Source organism: Micromonospora humida, assembly GCF_016901255.1.
Classification (GTDB): domain Bacteria; phylum Actinomycetota; class Actinomycetes; order Mycobacteriales; family Micromonosporaceae; genus Micromonospora; species Micromonospora wenchangensis.
On sequence record NZ_JAFEUC010000008.1, the window covers coordinates 268,729 to 284,782 of the forward strand.

Below are 16,054 nucleotides of genomic sequence, written 5' to 3' on the forward strand. Positions count from 1 at the left end.
TTCGCCGAAGAGAGGGGAGGGGCGATGACGGATCCCGGAACGGCCCGACACCGGCGTCGGCCGGCGCTCCGGGCCGGGGCGGCCGCCGCCGCGCTGGCGCTGGTCGCGCCGCTGGCCGCGTGCGGCGCCGACGACGGTGGCGGTGGTACGCCCACGATCAACCTGTACTACCCGCCCGAGCAGAACCTGCAGAAGGTCGTCGACGACTGCAACACCCGCGCCGAGGGGCGCTACAAGATCGCCTACCGGGTGCTGCCCCGGCAGGCCGACGACCAGCGGGTGCAGCTCGTGCGCCGGCTGGCCGCCGAGGACAGCGGGATGGACGTGCTCGGCCTCGACGTCACCTGGACCCAGGAGTTCGCCAGCGCCAAATGGATCCGCGAGTGGACCGGGCAGGACAAGAGCGAGGTCGAACAGGGCACCCTCGCCGGCCCGCTGGACACCGCCCGCTACGAGGACAAGCTCTACGGCGCGCCGAAGAACACCAACGTGCAACTGCTCTGGTACCGCAGTGACCTGGTTCCCGAAGCCCCGAAGAGCTGGGACGACATGATCACCGTCGCCAAGGACCTCAAGGGGCAGGGCAAGCCGTACCAGGTGCTCACCATGGGTGCGCAGTACGAGGGCCTGGTGGTGCTCTACAACACCCTGGCCGAGAGCGCCGGCGGCAAGATCCTCAGCGACGACGGCAAGAAGGCCGTGATGGACGAGGGCACGGTGAAGGCCCTCGACCAGCTCCAGCGGTTCGCCACGTCGGGCGTGACGTCGCCGTCGTTCAGCAACTCCACCGAGGATCCGGTCCGGCTGGACTTCCAGTCGGGCAACGGCGCGTTCCAGGTCAACTGGCCGTTCGTCTACCCGGCGTTGCAGGAGGCCGACCCGGAGCTGGCCAAGAAGGTCAAGTGGGCCCGGGTGCCCGGCGTCGACGCGAACACCCCCAGCAAGGTCACCATCGGCGGGGTCAACATGGCGGTCAGCGCCTACTCCAAGCACCCGACGGAGTCCTTCGAGGCGGCGAAGTGCCTCCGGGACGCCAAGAACCAGAAGTTCTCCGCGATCAACGACGGGGTGCCCCCGACCATCGAGGCGGTCTACGACGACCCGGAGATGGACGAGGCGTACCCGATGAAGGAGACCATCCTGGAGGAGTTGAAGGAGCCGGCGGTCCGGCCGCTGACCCCCGCGTACCAGAGCATCTCCACGGTGATGTCGGCGATCCTGTCGCCGCCGTCGGCGATCCGGCCGGAACAGACGGCCAAGGAACTGCGTAAGGCGATCTCCGACGCGCTCCAGTCCAAGGGGGTCCTGCCGTGAGTCGGCGTGCCCCGCTGAGCGAGAACAAGAAGGCCGAACGGAAGCTGGGCTGGCTGCTCTGCGCCCCGGCCGCGCTGGTCATGGTGCTGGTCACCGCGTACCCGATCATCTATTCGGTCTGGCTGTCGTTGCAGCGCTTCGACCTGCGCTTTCCCGACCAGCGCGAGTTCATCGGGCTGGAGAACTACGTCACCGTGCTGACCAACGAGTTCTGGTGGACCGCGTTCGGGGTGACCATGCTGATCACGGTGGTCACCGTCGCGGTGGAGTTGGTGCTCGGCATGGGGCTGGCCCTGGTCATGCACCGCACCCTGGTCGGCCGGGGCATCGTGCGGACCGCCGCGCTGATCCCGTACGGCATCGTCACGGTCGTCGCCGCGTTCTCCTGGCGGTACGCCTGGACGCCCGGCACCGGCTACCTGGCCAACCTCTTCGACGGCAGCGCCCCGCTGACCGAGCGGGCCAGCTCGCTGGCGATCATCATGCTGGCCGAGATCTGGAAGACCACCCCGTTCATGGCCCTGCTGCTGATGGCCGGGCTGGCGCTGGTCCCCGAGGACCTGCTCAAGGCGGCCTCCACCGACGGGGCGACGGCCTGGCAGCGGTTCACCAAGGTGATGCTGCCGGTGATGAAGCCGGCCATCCTCGTCGCGCTGCTGTTCCGCACCCTGGACGCGTTCCGGGTCTTCGACAACATCTTCGTGCTCACCAACGGCGGCAACGAGACCTCGTCGGTGTCGATGCTCGCCTACAACAACCTGATCCGGGGGCTCAACCTCGGCATCGGCTCCACGATGTCCGTGCTGATCTTCATCACGGTGGCGATCATCGCGTTCGTCTTCGTGAAGCTGTTCGGCACCGCTGCCCCGGGCAGCGACGACGGGGAGAGGCGCTGACATGGCCGACACCACCACCCGGGCGAAGCTGCGCTGGGGCCTGATCGACGTCATCGTCGTCGTGTTCGCCCTGGTCCCGGTGCTCTGGATCGCCTCCCTGTCGTTCAAGACCCCGGCCACCCTCACCGACGGCAAGTTCTGGCCCCGGGAGTGGACGCTGGACAACTACCGGAGCATCTTCGACACCGACCAGTTCGTCCGCGCCCTGATCAACTCGATCGGCATCGCCCTGATCGCCACGCTCATCGCGGTGGTGCTCGGCGCGATGGCCGCGTACGCGATCAGCCGGCTGGACTTCCCCGGCAAGCGCCTGCTGGTCGGGGTGTCCCTGCTGATCGCGATGTTCCCGCAGGTGTCGCTGGTGTCGCCGCTGTTCGAGATCGAACGGCAGCTCGGCCTCTTCGACACCTGGCCGGGGCTGATCCTGCCGTACATCACCTTCGCGCTGCCGCTGGCGATCTACACGCTGTCGGCGTTCTTCAAGCAGATCCCGTGGGACCTGGAGAAGGCGGCGAAGATGGACGGCGCGACCCAGGCGCAGGCGTTCCGCCGGGTCATCGCCCCGCTTGCCGCGCCGGGGCTGTTCACCACGGCGATCCTGGTCTTCATCTTCTGCTGGAACGACTTCCTGTTCGCCATCACGCTCACCTCCACCGAGCGGGCCCGGACGGTGCCGGTGGCGCTGTCGTTCTTCACCGGCGAGTCGCAGTTCGAGGACCCCACCGGGGCGATCTGCGCCGCCGCCGTGGTGATCACCATTCCGATCATCCTGTTCGTGCTCTTCTTCCAGCGCCGCATCGTCTCCGGTCTGACCTCCGGCGCCGTCAAGGGATAGGTGACAACAATGGCTGACATCGTGCTGGACAAGGTGAGCAAGAGCTTCCCCGACGGCACCGTCGCGGTGCAGGACGTCGACCTGGAGATCGCCGACGGCGAGTTCGTCATCCTGGTCGGCCCGTCCGGCTGCGGGAAGTCCACCACCCTCAACATGATCGCCGGGCTGGAGGACATCAGCTCCGGCGAGCTGCGCATCGGCGGGGAACGGGTCAACGACAAGGCCCCCCGGGACCGGGACATCGCGATGGTGTTCCAGTCGTACGCGCTCTACCCGAACATGACCGTCCGGGAGAACATGGCGTTCCCGCTGCGGCTGGCCAAGCTCGACAAGGAGACCATCACCGCCAAGGTCGAGGAGGCGGCGAAGGTGCTGGAGCTGACCCCGCTGCTCGATCGCAAGCCGGCGAACCTCTCCGGTGGGCAGCGGCAGCGGGTGGCGATGGGCCGGGCGATCGTCCGGCAGCCCAAGGCGTTCCTGATGGACGAGCCGCTGTCCAACCTGGACGCCAAGCTGCGGGTGCAGATGCGCACGGTGGTGTCCCGGTTGCAGAAGAAGCTCGGCACCACCACCGTCTACGTGACCCACGACCAGACCGAGGCGATGACCCTCGGCGACCGCGTGGTCATCATGCGGGGTGGCGCGATCCAGCAGGTCGGCCCGCCCCAGGAGCTGTACGACCACCCCCGCAACCTGTTCGTCGCCGGGTTCATCGGCTCGCCGTCGATGAACTTCCTGCACGCCGCCGTGGAGGAGGGGAAGCTGCGCACCGCCCTGGGTGACGTGCCGATCGGCGAGCGCATCCGCCGGGAACTGGAGGGGGCCGACGCGCCCCGGGAGCTGATCCTGGGCATCCGTCCGGAGCACTTCGAGGACGCCGAGCTGATCGACGACGAGGCGCGGGCCCGGGGCATGGAGTTCACCGCCCCCGCCGAGATCGTCGAGTCGATGGGCTCCGACAAGTACGTCTACTTCACCGTCGAGGGGCAGCGGGCCAGCGCCGCCGAGCTGGAGGAGTTGGCCGCCGACGCGGGGGCCGACTTCAGCGGCGGTGGCGGCAACCTGGTGACCCGGCTGTCGGCCGAGTCGCCGGTGCAGGAGGGCGAGGACCGGCGGGTCTGGTTCAACCTGGAGAAGATCCACCTGTTCGACCCTGCTTCCGGTCGGAACCTGACCCTGCACGAGGGCCGGTCGGCCGGCGCCCTCGGCGACTGACCCACCCCCTTACCCCGGATCGGTGGCCGTACGCCCACCCGCCCCCCGGCGGCGTGCGCCCACCGATCCCCCTGCCCCCTGCCCTGCGGTCCCCGGTATCCGATCCCAGCGGCCCCCGATCCCTGCGGCTCGCGGTCCTGGCACCCGCAGCTCCGCCGCCCTGGCACCCGCGGCTCCGCGTCGCCGCTGCGTCGTGCCTCTCAGGTGTCCGGCGCCCCGCCCGCCCTGCCGGACCGCTCACCCTCCCGTCTCGTCCGCCCCGCCCGTCTGCCCGCTCGTTCGGCCGCCCGTGCCGATCGATACGCACAGTGACATGACACCGAGCGCACCCCATCACCTCCGGACACTTTGCTCTGCTGCCTTCGACGCGACGGCTACCCTCCGCGTCTGTCGCGTCCACGGCAGCAGAGCAAAGTGTCCGTGAGAGGTTGGTGTTGGTCGGCGGAGTGTTGTGGCGAAATTGCAGCTCAATGAGGATTTACCCGCTCCGGCGGGCTGTCGGCCCCAGCGGCGGCAGATGATCTGTGATCACTCTCGGTGATATCGGCCCTGATTGCTCAGGGTGACTGCCTGCCCTCGCCCCGGGCCGCGCGGAGCCGGATGCGGGCCCGCCGCCGTCCTGCGCCAGGCCGGTCGGGTTGTCGGGAGCGGGGGACCAGCGACGCGGCGGGCCGAGGGCGTCAGCGGGGCGGGGGCACCGACGGGGCGGGGGCACCGGCGGGCCGGGATCGTCGGCGGGTCGGGATCGTCGGTTGCCTGAGGGAGTGGGCGGGACCTACCAGGTCAGGTGCAGCGGCAGACCGAGGAAGCGGGCGTAACCCTCCAGCGCCGCCTCGACCCGCTGCCGGGTCGGCCCGTCCAGCGGGACCAGCGGCTGCACCGTCACGGTGACCCTGGTCCGGGCGAGGCGGCGCTTCCAGGTGCCCACCACCCGGCCGCCGCGCACCACGGTGGACTGGAAGACGCCGTTGCCGCCGGGGATCACCGCCCTCAGGTGCGCCGGCTCGACCATCAGGGCGCGGTCCTTGAAACCGAGCAGGTACTCGTCGAAGCCGGGCAGCACGTGCACGTCGTCCACCGGCAGCCGGGGCGCGTCCAGCAGTGCCGGGTCGAGGTGCGACTCCACCCCGTCGACCCGGACGGTGGTCAGCGTGCCGGCGTCGGTGGCGACCGCGACGGCCCGTTTCGTGTCGGCGGCGGTCAGCCCCGTCCACCCGGTGAAGTCGCGCCGGGTCGTCGGCCCGTGGCTGCGGAAGTACCGCCCGGCCAGGATGCCCAGCGCCTCGTCCCGCTCGGGCCGGTGCGGGTCGGGGACCCACTCGTCGAGCAGCGCGAAGGTCTGCTCGGTGCCCACGTGCGGGGCGATGCAGGTGACGCCCCGCTGGCTGGCATACCAGAGCAGGTGGTAGCCGCGTTGGCCGCCGACGTCGACCCCGGCGGCGGCGAGGGTGTCCAGGCACTGCGCGCGGGTCAGCCGGCCGCCGCCGGCCAGCGCCGTGCCGAGCGCGTCGGCGGCCCGGTCGGCCTCGGCCTCGGTCAGCCCGAGCGTGGCCCGCCGGGCCGGTGCCCCGGCCAGCGCCCGGACGCCGGTGAGGTCGAGCATCCAGCGGGCGTCCCGGCTGGGCACCAGGTGCACGGTGCCGCGCATCGGCCAGGTGCGCAGCGCCTCGCGGCGTTCCAGGGCGGCCCGAACGTCGGCCTCGGTGTGGCCGGGCAGCCGCAACCCCAGTGACCACAGGCCGCTCGCCGCGTCCTGGGCCTGCATCGCCCCGAACCACTCCACCACGTCGGCGACCCCCGACGGGCGGCCGGCCGGATGCTCCCGCAGGGCCAGCGCGGTCATCCGCAACGTCAACGCCTCGTCGCCGGTCAGCTCCACCACGCCGGTCAGCATAGGAGCAGGTACCGACACCGGGCGGACACCCCTGACCGCGCTACGCCGGTCGTCGAACCGGCGGAGCGCGATCCCCCGTGCAGGTCCCCCCGGGTCACCGGTGGTGACCCCTCCCCCCGGCATCCGTGCCCACCAGCATCCGCCTCCCGACCCCCGTGGGAGCCTTCTCGGCTGGAACTTGCGCAAATCTTGAGCCGCCGGGATCATCCGCCGGGGCGGGCGGCCAGGCCGAGACGCCCCGTACCGCCGCGGATCAGTCGAGGCGGCGATGCATCACCAGCAGGTCGACCGGGCCGAGATCGGGGTGGCGGAACCCCTCGGGCACCCGGCCGACCACCGTGAACCCCAACGACCGCCACAGCGCCACCGCCCGGGTGTTGCTGGCCACCACCGCATTGAACTGCATCGCCCGGTAGCCGTCCCGCCGGGCCAGCTCCAGCACGTACGCCCCGAGCGCCCGACCGACGCCGCGACCCGCCGCGGCCGGCGCGACCATGAAACTCGCGTTCGCCACGTGGTCGCCCGGACCCTCCTGGTTGGCGACCAGCTTCGCCGTCCCCAGCACCGTCGCGTCGTCGTCCACCGCGACCACCGTGCGACCGGGCGGGGCGACCAGCCAGCGGCGGCGGGCGTCGTCCTCACCCACGTCGCGCGGCCAGGTGTAGGTCTCGCCGGCCGCCACGATCTGCCGCAGGAACGGCCAGATCGCCGGCCAGTCTCCGGGGGTGGCGGCGCGCAGCTGCATGTCCGGATCATGCCACGGGCGGATGTTTGACCCGGCAAGCACCGGGTAGTCGCCGGAGCTGACCCGAACCGAGGAGGACACAGACGATGGACGGCCAGGTCAAGGTAGCGGTCATCTACTACAGCGCGACCGGGATCACCTACCAGATGGCGCAGGCGGCCTGCGAGGCCGCCGGTGAGGCGGGGGCCGAGGTGCGCCTGCGCAAGGTACGGGAGTTGGCGCCCGACGAGGCGATCCGCTCCAACGCGGGCTGGCAGGCGCACCGGCTGGAGACCCAGGACGTGATGGAGGCCGAGATCGACGACCTGGCCTGGGCCGACGTGGTCATCTTCGGTTCCCCCACCCGGTACGGCATGATCGCCGCCCAGCTCAAGCAGTTCATCGACACCACCGGCCCGCTGTGGGCCAACGGTGCGCTGGCCGACAAGGTCTACAGCGGCTTCACCTCCACCGCCACCTCCCACGGCGGTCAGGAGGCGACCCTGCTGTCGCTGTTCACGGTCTTCTACCACTGGGGTGGCGTGGTGGTGACCCCCGGCTACACCGACCCGAGCCAGTTCGTCGCCGGCAACCCGTACGGCGCCTCGCACACCAGCAACAACGGTGAGGTCGCCCCGGACCACGTGGCGCTCGCGGCCACCGCGCTGACCGCCAAGCGGGCGGTCCGCATCGGCACCGCCGTCAAGCGTGGCCTCGCCGGCTGAGTCGCCGGGTGGGCCCGGTGGGCCGGGCGCCGACCCGGCCCACCCGGTGGCCCGCCGCTACCCGCCCACCGGCCCGCCACCCGCCGTCAGTGCCGGTCGGGCCAGCACCTGCCCCAGCAACTCGGCCAGCACGGCCAGACCGTCCCGGCTGAGCACCGACTCCGGGTGGAACTGCACCCCGGCGAAGGTCGCCCCGCGCAGCGCGTGCACCGACCCGTCGGCCGGGTCCCGGGCCAGCTCCACCGGCCCGTACGGCGACCCGATCCGGTCGGAGTCCGCCCGCGCGGTGAACGTCGAGTAGAAACCCACCCGGCGCGGCACCCCGAACAGCGACACCTCCCGTTGCAGGCCCTGGTAGGGCGCGGCGCGGCGGTGCAGTGGCAACCCCAGCAGCCCGCTGAGCAGCTGGTGCCCCAGGCACACCGCCAGGGTGGGTGACCCGGCGTCGAGCCGCGCGGTCAGCAGCGTACGCAGGGCGGCCATCTTCGGGTCGTCGACCGCCCCCGGATCGCCCGGTCCGGGGCCGACCACCACCAGGTCGTACCCGGCGTCGGAGCCGGGGGCGTGCCAGGGCCGCACGTCCACCGTCAGGCCCAGGGCGCGCAGCTGGTGGGCGAGCATCCCGGTGAAGGTGTCCTCCCCGTCGACCACCAGCGCCCGCCGGCCGGACGCCCCGGGTAGCACCGTCGCGCCGGGGGCGCGCTGGTCGAGCCAGAACCGGGCCAGCGGGGTGTTGCGGGCGGCGAGCACCGCCCGTACCTCCGGATCGTCGGCCCACCGGACCGGCGGGTACGGCCCCTCGGTCGACGCCTGCGGGCCGAGCCCCAGCGCGGCGAGCACCCCGGCGGCCTTGGCGTGCGTCTCGGCGACCTCACCGGCGGCGGTGGAGTGCCGCACCAGGGTCGCCCCGACGGGTACCCGCAGCCGCCCGGTGGGGGAGATCTCGGCGGTCCGGATCAGGATGGGCGCGTCCAACGTCTGCCGGCCCTGGGCGTCGCGCCCCAGCAGCGCCAGTACCCCGGAGTAGTAGCGCCGGCCGGTCCGTTCGTGCCGGGCGATCACCCGGCAGGCGTTCTGCATCGGGCTGCCGGTCACCGTGGGGGCGAACATGGTCTCCCGCAGCACCTCCCGGACGTCGCGGGTGCCCCGGCCGGCCAGCAGGTACTCGGTGTGCGCCAGGTGCGCCATCTCCTTGAGGTACGGGCCGACGACCTGCCCGCCGTGCTCGGCGACGCCGGCCATCATCTTCAGCTCCTCGTCGAGGACCATGTACAGCTCCTCGACCTCCTTCGGGTCGTGCAGGAACCGCAGCAGCGCGTCCCGCCCGGCGGTGGCCCCGGTGTGCCGGAAGGTGCCGCTGATCGGGTTCATCATGACCAGCCCGTCGTCGACGCTGACGTGCCGTTCCGGGCTCGCGCCGAAGAGCGTCCGGGTGCCGGTGTGCACCAGGAACGTCCAGTACGCGCCCCGCTCGTCGCGCAGCAACCGGCCCAGCGCCGCCAGCGCGGCGCCCAACGGGCTGCCCTGCACGGTGGCGTGCAGGGTGCGGTGGATGACGAAGTTCGCCCCCGCACCCCGACCGATCTCCTCGGCCAGCACCCGGTCGACGATCCGGGCGTACTCGTCGTCGTCGACGTCGAACGCGGCGTCGGCGCAGACCACCGGCCCGGCCGGCAGGGCGGCGAGCAGGTCGGTCAGGGGCAGCGTGGCGTGCCCGGTGACGGTCAGGTACTCCATCGGGACGCCGTCGTCCACGCAGGCGAAGCCCCGTTCGGCGATCTGCCGGTACGGCACCAGCGCCAGCGTGCGGGGGCCCGCAGCGTCGTCGGGCAGCGGCAGGTCGGCGAGCCGGTCGGCGACGTCGACCGGGCCGGTGAACAGGTCGACGTGGTCGACGCCGTCGCGGCGCAGCAGCGCGAACGGGCCCGGGTCGACGCCGTCGGCGACGGCGGCGAGCAGGTCGTAGAGGTGGTTCATCGGGTTTCTCCTCCGGGTCGGGTCGCCTCGTCGTCGGGCGGCCCCGGGTGCCGGGGGAGGACCGGCGGCCGCCTCGTGGGGCGGCCGCGTGGATAGCTACGCGCGGGGGATGGCCGCCGGGTCGGCGGGCCACCAGCAGGTCAGGTGCGCGGGCATACCGACACCCTAGGCGGCGGACGGGCGGCAGGGAAGGGCGTTCCCGTCCGCGCCGCCGGGTAGCGTGACCCGCGATGAACATTCTCGCTCTCGACCTGGGCACCTCCTCGGTCCGTGGTCTGGTGCTCGACGCCGACGCCGACCCGCTGCCGGGAGCGTTGGCCCGCCGCCGGGTGCACCTGACCGTGGCCGGGGACGGCACCGGCACCCTGGACGCCGCCGGCTACCTCGCCGGCCTCACCGAGTGCCTCGACGAGTTGGCCGCCGCCGGTCACCTGCGCGACGTCGGGCTGGTCGCGGTCTGCGCGCAGTGGCACTCGGTGCTGCCCCTGGACCGCTCCGGTGACCCGCTCGGCCCGGTGCTGACCTGGTTGGACACCCGGGCCGCACCGCCGTCGGGGGCGTCCGGTCCGGCCGACCCACAGGAGTTCCACGCGCGGACCGGGGCGTGGTGGCACCGCTGCTACTGGTCGGTGCGGCTGCCCTGGCTGCGGGACCGTACGGCCGGGGTGACCCGGTTCGCCGGCCTGGTCGAGTACGTCCTCGGTCGACTGCTCGACGACGCGCCCATGTCGGTGTCCATGGCCTCCGGCACCGGCCTGCTCGACCTGAGCCGGCTGGCCTGGGACGACGAGGCCGTCGCGGTGGCCGGGGTCCGGCCGGGTGAGCTGCCGGAGCTGGCCCCGATGGACTGGCAGGGCCGGCTGCGGGCCGAGCACGCCCGCCGGTGGCCGCAGCTCGCCGGGGCCCGCTGGGCCGCCCCGGTCGGCGACGGGGCCGCCTCCAACGTCGGCTCGGGCTGCGTCGACCCCCGCCGGGCGGCGGTCACGGTCGGCACGTCGGCCGCCGTACGCCTGGTCCAGCGGGTTCCGGCCGGGTCGCCGCTGCCAGCCCTGCCGGCCTCGCTGTGGCGTTACCGGGTGGACCACGAGTACGTGGTGACCGGGGCGGCCTACTCCAGCGGCGGGAACCTGTTCGCCTGGGCCGACCGGGAGCTGCGGCTGCCGCAGGGGCCCGATCTCGACGCCGCGCTGGCCCGGATCGCACCGGACGGCGTGCTGCCGGCCAACCCCCGCCTCGGTGGGGACCGGCCCCCCGGCCTGGCCCCGGCCGGCTCGGGTGAGCTGCACGGGCTCAGCTTCTCCAGCACCGGGGTGGACATCCTCGCCGGGCTGATGACCGGGCTGTGCCGGATGGTCGCCGACGACCTCGCCGTGCTGGAGTCCGGTGTCGACGCACCCGTCGAGGTGGTGCTCGGCGGGGGAGCGGTGACCGCCTCCGCGTGGTGGCGTACGGCGTTCGCCGCCGCGCTCGCGCCGCGTCCGGTCCGGCACCGTGCCGAGCGGGAGATCGGGGCCACCGGGGCCGCGCTGGTCGCGCTGGGTCGGGTGCCCGACGCGGACCGGCTCGCCGGCACCGGCCGTACGGAGGAGGACCCCTCGCCGACCTCGGCCGTCGGAGCAGGTACCTCCGCCCGGTCGGATGCGCCGTCGAGGCGTTGACATGGGCGTCTGGCCTGGTTGGATGGACCCGGCCCCCCGTCGTGGGGACGGGGACCGAGGAGGCGAGACGTGGACGCAGGTCCCGACCCGACACCGAGCGCGGAGTCGCCGGGTCGGAACCGGTTCGACGAGCGGGTCGTGCCGCACCGGCGGCGTTCGCCGTTGCGGCTGCGGGACTGGCGGATGCGCACCAAACTCGCCACCGTCCTGGTCATCCCGTCGGTGGCGTTCCTGGTGCTGGCCGGGGTGCAGACCGCGGGGCTGGTGGGACGCACCACGGCGCTCAACGACTTCGCCCGGCAGGTCGGCATCGGGCAGCAGATCACCACGGCGGTGGACCGGCTCCAGCAGGAACGCGACCGTACCGCCGGTGAGCTGGCCGCGCTGAGACGGGCGGGCAGCGCCGCCGACCGGGACGCGGCGCTGGTCGCGCTCCGGCCGCTGCACGCCGCCACCGACACGGCCTTCGGGGCGTTGCGCGAGGCGGCCGGGCCGCTGGCCGACTCCGACGCCGCCTGGCAGGTCGCCTACGCCGAGGCGGTGGAGGCGTACGACCAGGTGGTCTACATCCGTTCGGCGGTGCCGCCGGCGGTGCTGAGCAGCGACACCATCCTGGGCAACTACCACCGGGCGGTGGAGGCGCTGCTCGGCCTGCTCGCCGAGCCGAGCCCGGGGCCGGACCGTCCGGAGTTGACCGACGCGGTGCTGCGCTACGTGCAGTTGGCCCGGGTAAAGGAGCTGTCCGCACGGATCAGGGGCCAGTTGTACGCCGCCTCCCGGGCCGGCCGGTACGGCCTGGAGGACCAGGTCAACCTCGCCGACCTGCGGGCGCAGCAGCTCGCCGCGCTGGGCGCGTTCCGGGTGGCCGCGACGACCGCCCAGATCCAGGCGTACGACCGGATCTCGCGGACGCCGGCGTTCGTGGACGCCACCCGGCTGGAGGAGAGGAGTATCAGCACCAGCGGCACCGCCCTGCCCGCGGTGCTGCCCGCCAACCAGTGGTGGACGGCCAGCGAGCAGCGGCAGGAGCTGCTGCGACGGCTGGAGGAACGGGTGCTCGACGACGCGGTGGCCCGGGCCGAGGAGGTCAGCGGCGCCCAGTTGCGCACCACCCTGCTGGTGCTGGGCGGCATCGTGGTGGTGCTGGCCCTGGCGGTGCTGCTGGCCGTCCTGGTCGGCCGGTCGATCGCGAACTCGATGCAGCGGCTGCGGGACCAGGCGTTGCGGATCGCCCAGGTGGAGTTGCCGCACGCCCTGAAGCGGCTGCGCGCGGTCGACGGCGGGGTGCCGGCGATCGACGTGCCGCCGGCCGTGGTCCGCTCGCTGGACGAGATCGGCGAGCTGGCCGAGGCGTTCGTGGCGGTGCACCGCAGCGCGGTCAGCGTCGCGGTGGAGCAGGCGGAGACCCGCCGGACGGTCAACGCGATGTTCGTCAACCTGGCCCGGCGCAGCCAGGTGCTGGTGGAGCGGCAACTGGAGCTGCTGGACGACCTGGAACGGGAGGAGGCCGACCCGGACCAGTTGGAGAACCTGTTCAAGCTGGACCACCTGGCCGCCCGGATGCGCCGTAACGACGAGAGCCTGCTGGTGCTCGCCGGCACCGAGTCGACCCGCCGGTGGAACCGGCCGGTGCGGTTGGGTGCGGTGCTGCTCGCGGCCAGCGCCGAGATCGAGCAGTACCAGCGGGTCCGCCACGAGTCGGTGGCCGACCTGTACGTGGTGGGGCACGCCGTCGGGGAGCTGGTGCACCTGGTGGCGGAGCTGCTGGAGAACGCGACGGCCTTCTCCCGGCCGGACACCCTGGTCCGGGTGACCGCGTGGGCCGAGGGCGGCGGGGCGGTGGTGGACATCGCCGACGCCGGTCTCGGCATGAGTCCGACGGCGTTGGCACAGGCCAACGCCGTGTTGGCGGAGCCGCCGGTGGCCGACGTGGCGGCGGTCGAGCGGATGGGTCACTTCGTGGTCAGCCACCTGGCCGCCCGGCACGGCGTCGGCGTGCGGCTGGTCGCGCAGGGGCAGGGGTTGGTCGCCCGGTTGACCCTGCCGGCGGCCCTGCTCGCCCCGGCGCCGGAGCTGGACGGGTCACCGCCGAACGCGTCCGCCGGGCCGCGGGCGCTGGCCCCGGTCGCCCCTGCCGTCCTGCCGGCCCGTCCGGCCGTGGGGTCGCCGTCCGGTCCGGTCGGGCCACCCTCGCGTCCGGCGCAGTGGCCCGGCCCCGGCGGGGTGGCCCCGGCGGAGCTGCCGGTGGCGGGCCGTCGCCCGGTTTCGTCGCCGCCGAACCAGCTCCCGGCCCGGGTCGTGGACGTGCGGACACCGGCTCCCCCGGTCGACGGCGGCTGGTGGTCCCGGCAGGGCCCGGCCCCGTCGTCGCCGGCCACCCTGGGCGGGGGCACCCCGGCGCCGCCGCTGGTCCCGGTCACCGGGGGCACCAACGACCGGGGGCTGCCGGTGCGGGTGCCGATGGCCCAGCTGACCGCGGTGACCGAGCCCGCCCGGCCGCCGTCGGCCCGGGTCCGCGAGGACCTGGATCCGGAGGCGGTGGGCGGGATGCTGTCCCGGCTCTACAGCGGCGTGCGCCGTGCCGAGGCCGAGGAGACCACCGAGTTAATCTTGCCGCCGGGTGTGCGCAGCGAAGGGGGACGACAGTGATGACACTGAGCCAGGAGGCGCGTGACCTGAACTGGTTGGTCAACGCGTTCGCCGAGCGGGTGCCCGGGGTGGCGCACGCGGTGGTGGTCTCCTCGGACGGTCTGCTGGTGGCGATCTCGGCGCAGTTGCCCCGCGACCACGCGGACAAGTTGGCCGCCGTGACGTCTGGGCTGATGAGCATCACCGCGGGCGCGGCCCAGATGTTCGACGGGGACGTGGTCAAGCAGACCGTGGTCGAGATGGGCCGGGGCTACTTCCTGGTGATGCAGATCCGGGACGGGTCGATCCTGGCCACCCTGGCCGGCGCGGACGCGGACATCGGCGTGGTGGGCTACGAGATGGCCCGGCTGGCCAAGCAGGCCGGTGAGATGCTGACCCCGGCGTTGCGCGCGGAACTCCAGCAGGCGTTGCCCCGCTGACCGGCCTCAGGTCGGCTGCCGGGCCGGACCGCCCCCACGCGGTCCGGCCGTGCCGGTGCTGCTCCGGTCCCTGCGCCCGACCTACAGGCCGTTGTCCCGGATGACCTGGCGGTACCAGTGGGCGCTGCGCTTGAGGACACGCCGCTGGGTCGGATAGTCCACGTAGACCAGTCCCCAGCGCTGGTCGTAGCCCTCGGCCCACTCGAAGTTGTCGAGCAGCGACCAGACGTGGTAGCTCTCCAGCGGCACGCCGTCGGCGATGGCCCGGTGGGCGGCGGTGAAGTGGTCACGCAGGAAGGCGATCCGGCCGGCGTCGTCGACGGTGCCGTCCGGGCCGAGCGTGTCCGGGCAGGGCAGACCGTTCTCGGTGACGGTGATCGGGACCGGCCCGTAGTCGCGGGTGACCCGGGTCAGGATGTCGTACATGCCCTGCGGGTAGATCTGCTGCCAGTCCGCCTCGCTGGTGGGCCAGCGGGTGACGGTGTTGCCGTTGCCGGTCAGGTAGAGCGGGGTGTAGTACTGCACGGCGAGCAGGTCGATCGGGCTGGCGATGGTCGCCAGGTCGCCGTCGCGGATGCCCTTGGCCATCCGGCTGTCCGGGCCGAGGTCGGCCAGTACGTCGGCCGGGTAGGCGCCGGTGAGGATGGAGTCCAGGTAGAGCCGGTTCTCGTACCCGTCGTGCAGCGTGGCGGCCGCGGCGGCGGCCGGGCTGTCGTCGGCGGGGTAGCACGGGTGCAGGTTCAGCGCCGGGCCGATCCGGGTGTCGAAGCCGGTGGCCCGCAGCGCGCGGACGGCGAGGCCGTGGGCGAGCTGGAGGTGGTGGGCGACGAGGTAGGCGGCGTCGGCGTCCTGCCGGCCGGGGGCGTGGTGTCCCCAGAGGTAGCCGTTCTGCACCACGGTCTTCGGCTCGTTGATGGTCAACCACACCGGCACCTGGTCGCCGATGCCCCTGAAGACCGCGTCGGCGTAGTCGGCGAACCGGTGGGCGGTGTCCCGGTTCTCCCAGCCGCCGTCGTCCTGCAACGCCTGCGGCAGGTCCCAGTGGAACAGGGTGACCATCGGGGCGATGCCGCGTTCGTGCAGGCCGCCGATGATCCGCTTGTAGAAGTCGAGCCCGCGCTGGTTGGGCTTGCCGGTGCCGTCGGCCTGGATCCGGGGCCAGGAGATGGAGAACCGGTAGCTGCGCAGCCCGAGATCGCGCATCAGGTCGAGGTCGTCGGCCCAGCGGTGGTAGTGGTCGGCGGCCACGTCCCCGGTGTCGCCGTTGCGGGTGCGGCCGGGGGTGTGGCTGAAGGTGTCCCAGACCGATTCGCCCCGGCCGTCCTCCTTGGCGGCGCCCTCGATCTGGTACGCCGAGGTGGCGGCGCCCCAGCCGAAGTCGTGGGGGAAACGCACCCGTTCCGCGGTGGGGTCGCCGGTCGGGTCGCCACCCTTCGGCGCGTCGCAGCCGGCGGCCAGCACGCCGGTGGCCGCGGCCAGGCCGGCGCCAGTGGCGGCGGAGAGCCCGGCGCCGGCGGTGGCGGTGGCGGAGAGCGCGGCGTGGCGCAGCAGGCGTCGCCGGGTGAGTATCGACATGGATGTTTCTCCTCAGGGTGCGGGCCACCCCGACGGCCGGGAGCGCTCCCAGCGCGGGCGTACGACGGCCCGGCCGCCTCGGGGCGGACCGCCAGCCTAGAGGGCCGCGCGTGGGCGGCCGGGATGGGGAATGGCGAGTGTGACGGGCGCCGTCGAGGGACGGTCGGCCGATC

At 73.1% G+C, this 16,054-nt stretch carries 12 protein-coding genes; 8 read left to right on the plus strand and 4 right to left on the minus strand.

Annotated features, from left to right (window positions below):
• The first annotated feature begins 24 nt into the window (after positions 1–24).
• From JQX11_RS18420 to JQX11_RS18435, 4 genes are read left to right on the plus strand one after another with little or no spacing between them, the layout of a single operon-like run.
• Positions 25–1,314, plus strand: a complete 1,290-nt coding sequence (locus JQX11_RS18420) for an ABC transporter substrate-binding protein (protein ID WP_204926187.1) — start codon at positions 25–27, stop codon at positions 1,312–1,314.
• Entirely contained in the window at positions 1,311–2,210 is a 900-nt protein-coding gene (locus JQX11_RS18425) for a carbohydrate ABC transporter permease (protein ID WP_088647563.1), read from the plus strand. The genes JQX11_RS18420 and JQX11_RS18425 overlap by 4 nt, the downstream gene beginning before the upstream one ends.
• Before the next feature lies 1 nt (position 2,211).
• On the plus strand, positions 2,212–3,045 hold the full coding sequence (locus tag JQX11_RS18430; RefSeq protein ID WP_204926188.1) for a carbohydrate ABC transporter permease: 834 nt from the start codon (positions 2,212–2,214) through the stop codon (positions 3,043–3,045).
• 9 nt (positions 3,046–3,054) lie between these two features.
• Positions 3,055–4,260, plus strand: coding sequence for an ABC transporter ATP-binding protein (locus tag JQX11_RS18435; protein ID WP_204926189.1), 1,206 nt, complete (start codon positions 3,055–3,057; stop codon positions 4,258–4,260).
• A 775-nt stretch (positions 4,261–5,035) separates the two neighbouring features.
• On the opposite strand, the gene JQX11_RS18440 is transcribed toward JQX11_RS18435, so the two are convergent.
• Together JQX11_RS18440 and JQX11_RS18445 are read right to left on the minus strand one after the other, a co-directional pair.
• Entirely contained in the window at positions 5,036–6,154 is a 1,119-nt protein-coding gene (locus JQX11_RS18440) for a winged helix DNA-binding domain-containing protein (RefSeq protein WP_372444606.1), read from the minus strand.
• 253 nt (positions 6,155–6,407) lie between these two features.
• Complete coding sequence (locus tag JQX11_RS18445; RefSeq protein ID WP_204926190.1) at positions 6,408–6,899, minus strand: GNAT family N-acetyltransferase; 492 nt, start codon at positions 6,897–6,899, stop codon at positions 6,408–6,410.
• An 86-nt stretch (positions 6,900–6,985) separates the two neighbouring features.
• On the opposite strand from JQX11_RS18445, the gene wrbA reads away from it, so the two are divergent.
• Complete coding sequence (wrbA, locus tag JQX11_RS18450) at positions 6,986–7,603, plus strand: NAD(P)H:quinone oxidoreductase (protein WP_204926191.1); 618 nt, start codon at positions 6,986–6,988, stop codon at positions 7,601–7,603.
• Positions 7,604–7,660: 57 nt separating this feature from the next.
• Here wrbA and JQX11_RS18455 read toward each other — a convergent pair whose 3' ends face one another.
• The gene (locus JQX11_RS18455) at positions 7,661–9,580 is read right to left on the minus strand and encodes an anthranilate synthase family protein (protein ID WP_204926192.1); all 1,920 of its coding nucleotides are present in this window, start codon (positions 9,578–9,580) and stop codon (positions 7,661–7,663) included.
• Between the two features lie 230 nt (positions 9,581–9,810).
• On the opposite strand from JQX11_RS18455, the gene JQX11_RS18460 reads away from it, so the two are divergent.
• The 3 genes from JQX11_RS18460 (at position 9,811) to JQX11_RS18470 (ending at position 14,306) form a co-directional block, all read left to right on the plus strand.
• Entirely contained in the window at positions 9,811–11,238 is a 1,428-nt protein-coding gene (locus JQX11_RS18460; protein ID WP_204926193.1) for an FGGY family carbohydrate kinase, read from the plus strand.
• A 69-nt stretch (positions 11,239–11,307) separates the two neighbouring features.
• Positions 11,308–13,887, plus strand: a complete 2,580-nt coding sequence (locus tag JQX11_RS18465; protein ID WP_307826236.1) for a sensor histidine kinase — start codon at positions 11,308–11,310, stop codon at positions 13,885–13,887.
• Positions 13,887–14,306, plus strand: coding sequence for a roadblock/LC7 domain-containing protein (locus JQX11_RS18470; protein WP_240762273.1), 420 nt, complete (start codon positions 13,887–13,889; stop codon positions 14,304–14,306). The genes JQX11_RS18465 and JQX11_RS18470 overlap by 1 nt, the downstream gene beginning before the upstream one ends.
• An 81-nt stretch (positions 14,307–14,387) precedes the next feature.
• Here JQX11_RS18470 and JQX11_RS18475 read toward each other — a convergent pair whose 3' ends face one another.
• Complete coding sequence (locus tag JQX11_RS18475; RefSeq protein ID WP_204926194.1) at positions 14,388–15,881, minus strand: GH1 family beta-glucosidase; 1,494 nt, start codon at positions 15,879–15,881, stop codon at positions 14,388–14,390.
• Positions 15,882–16,054 lie beyond the last annotated feature (173 nt).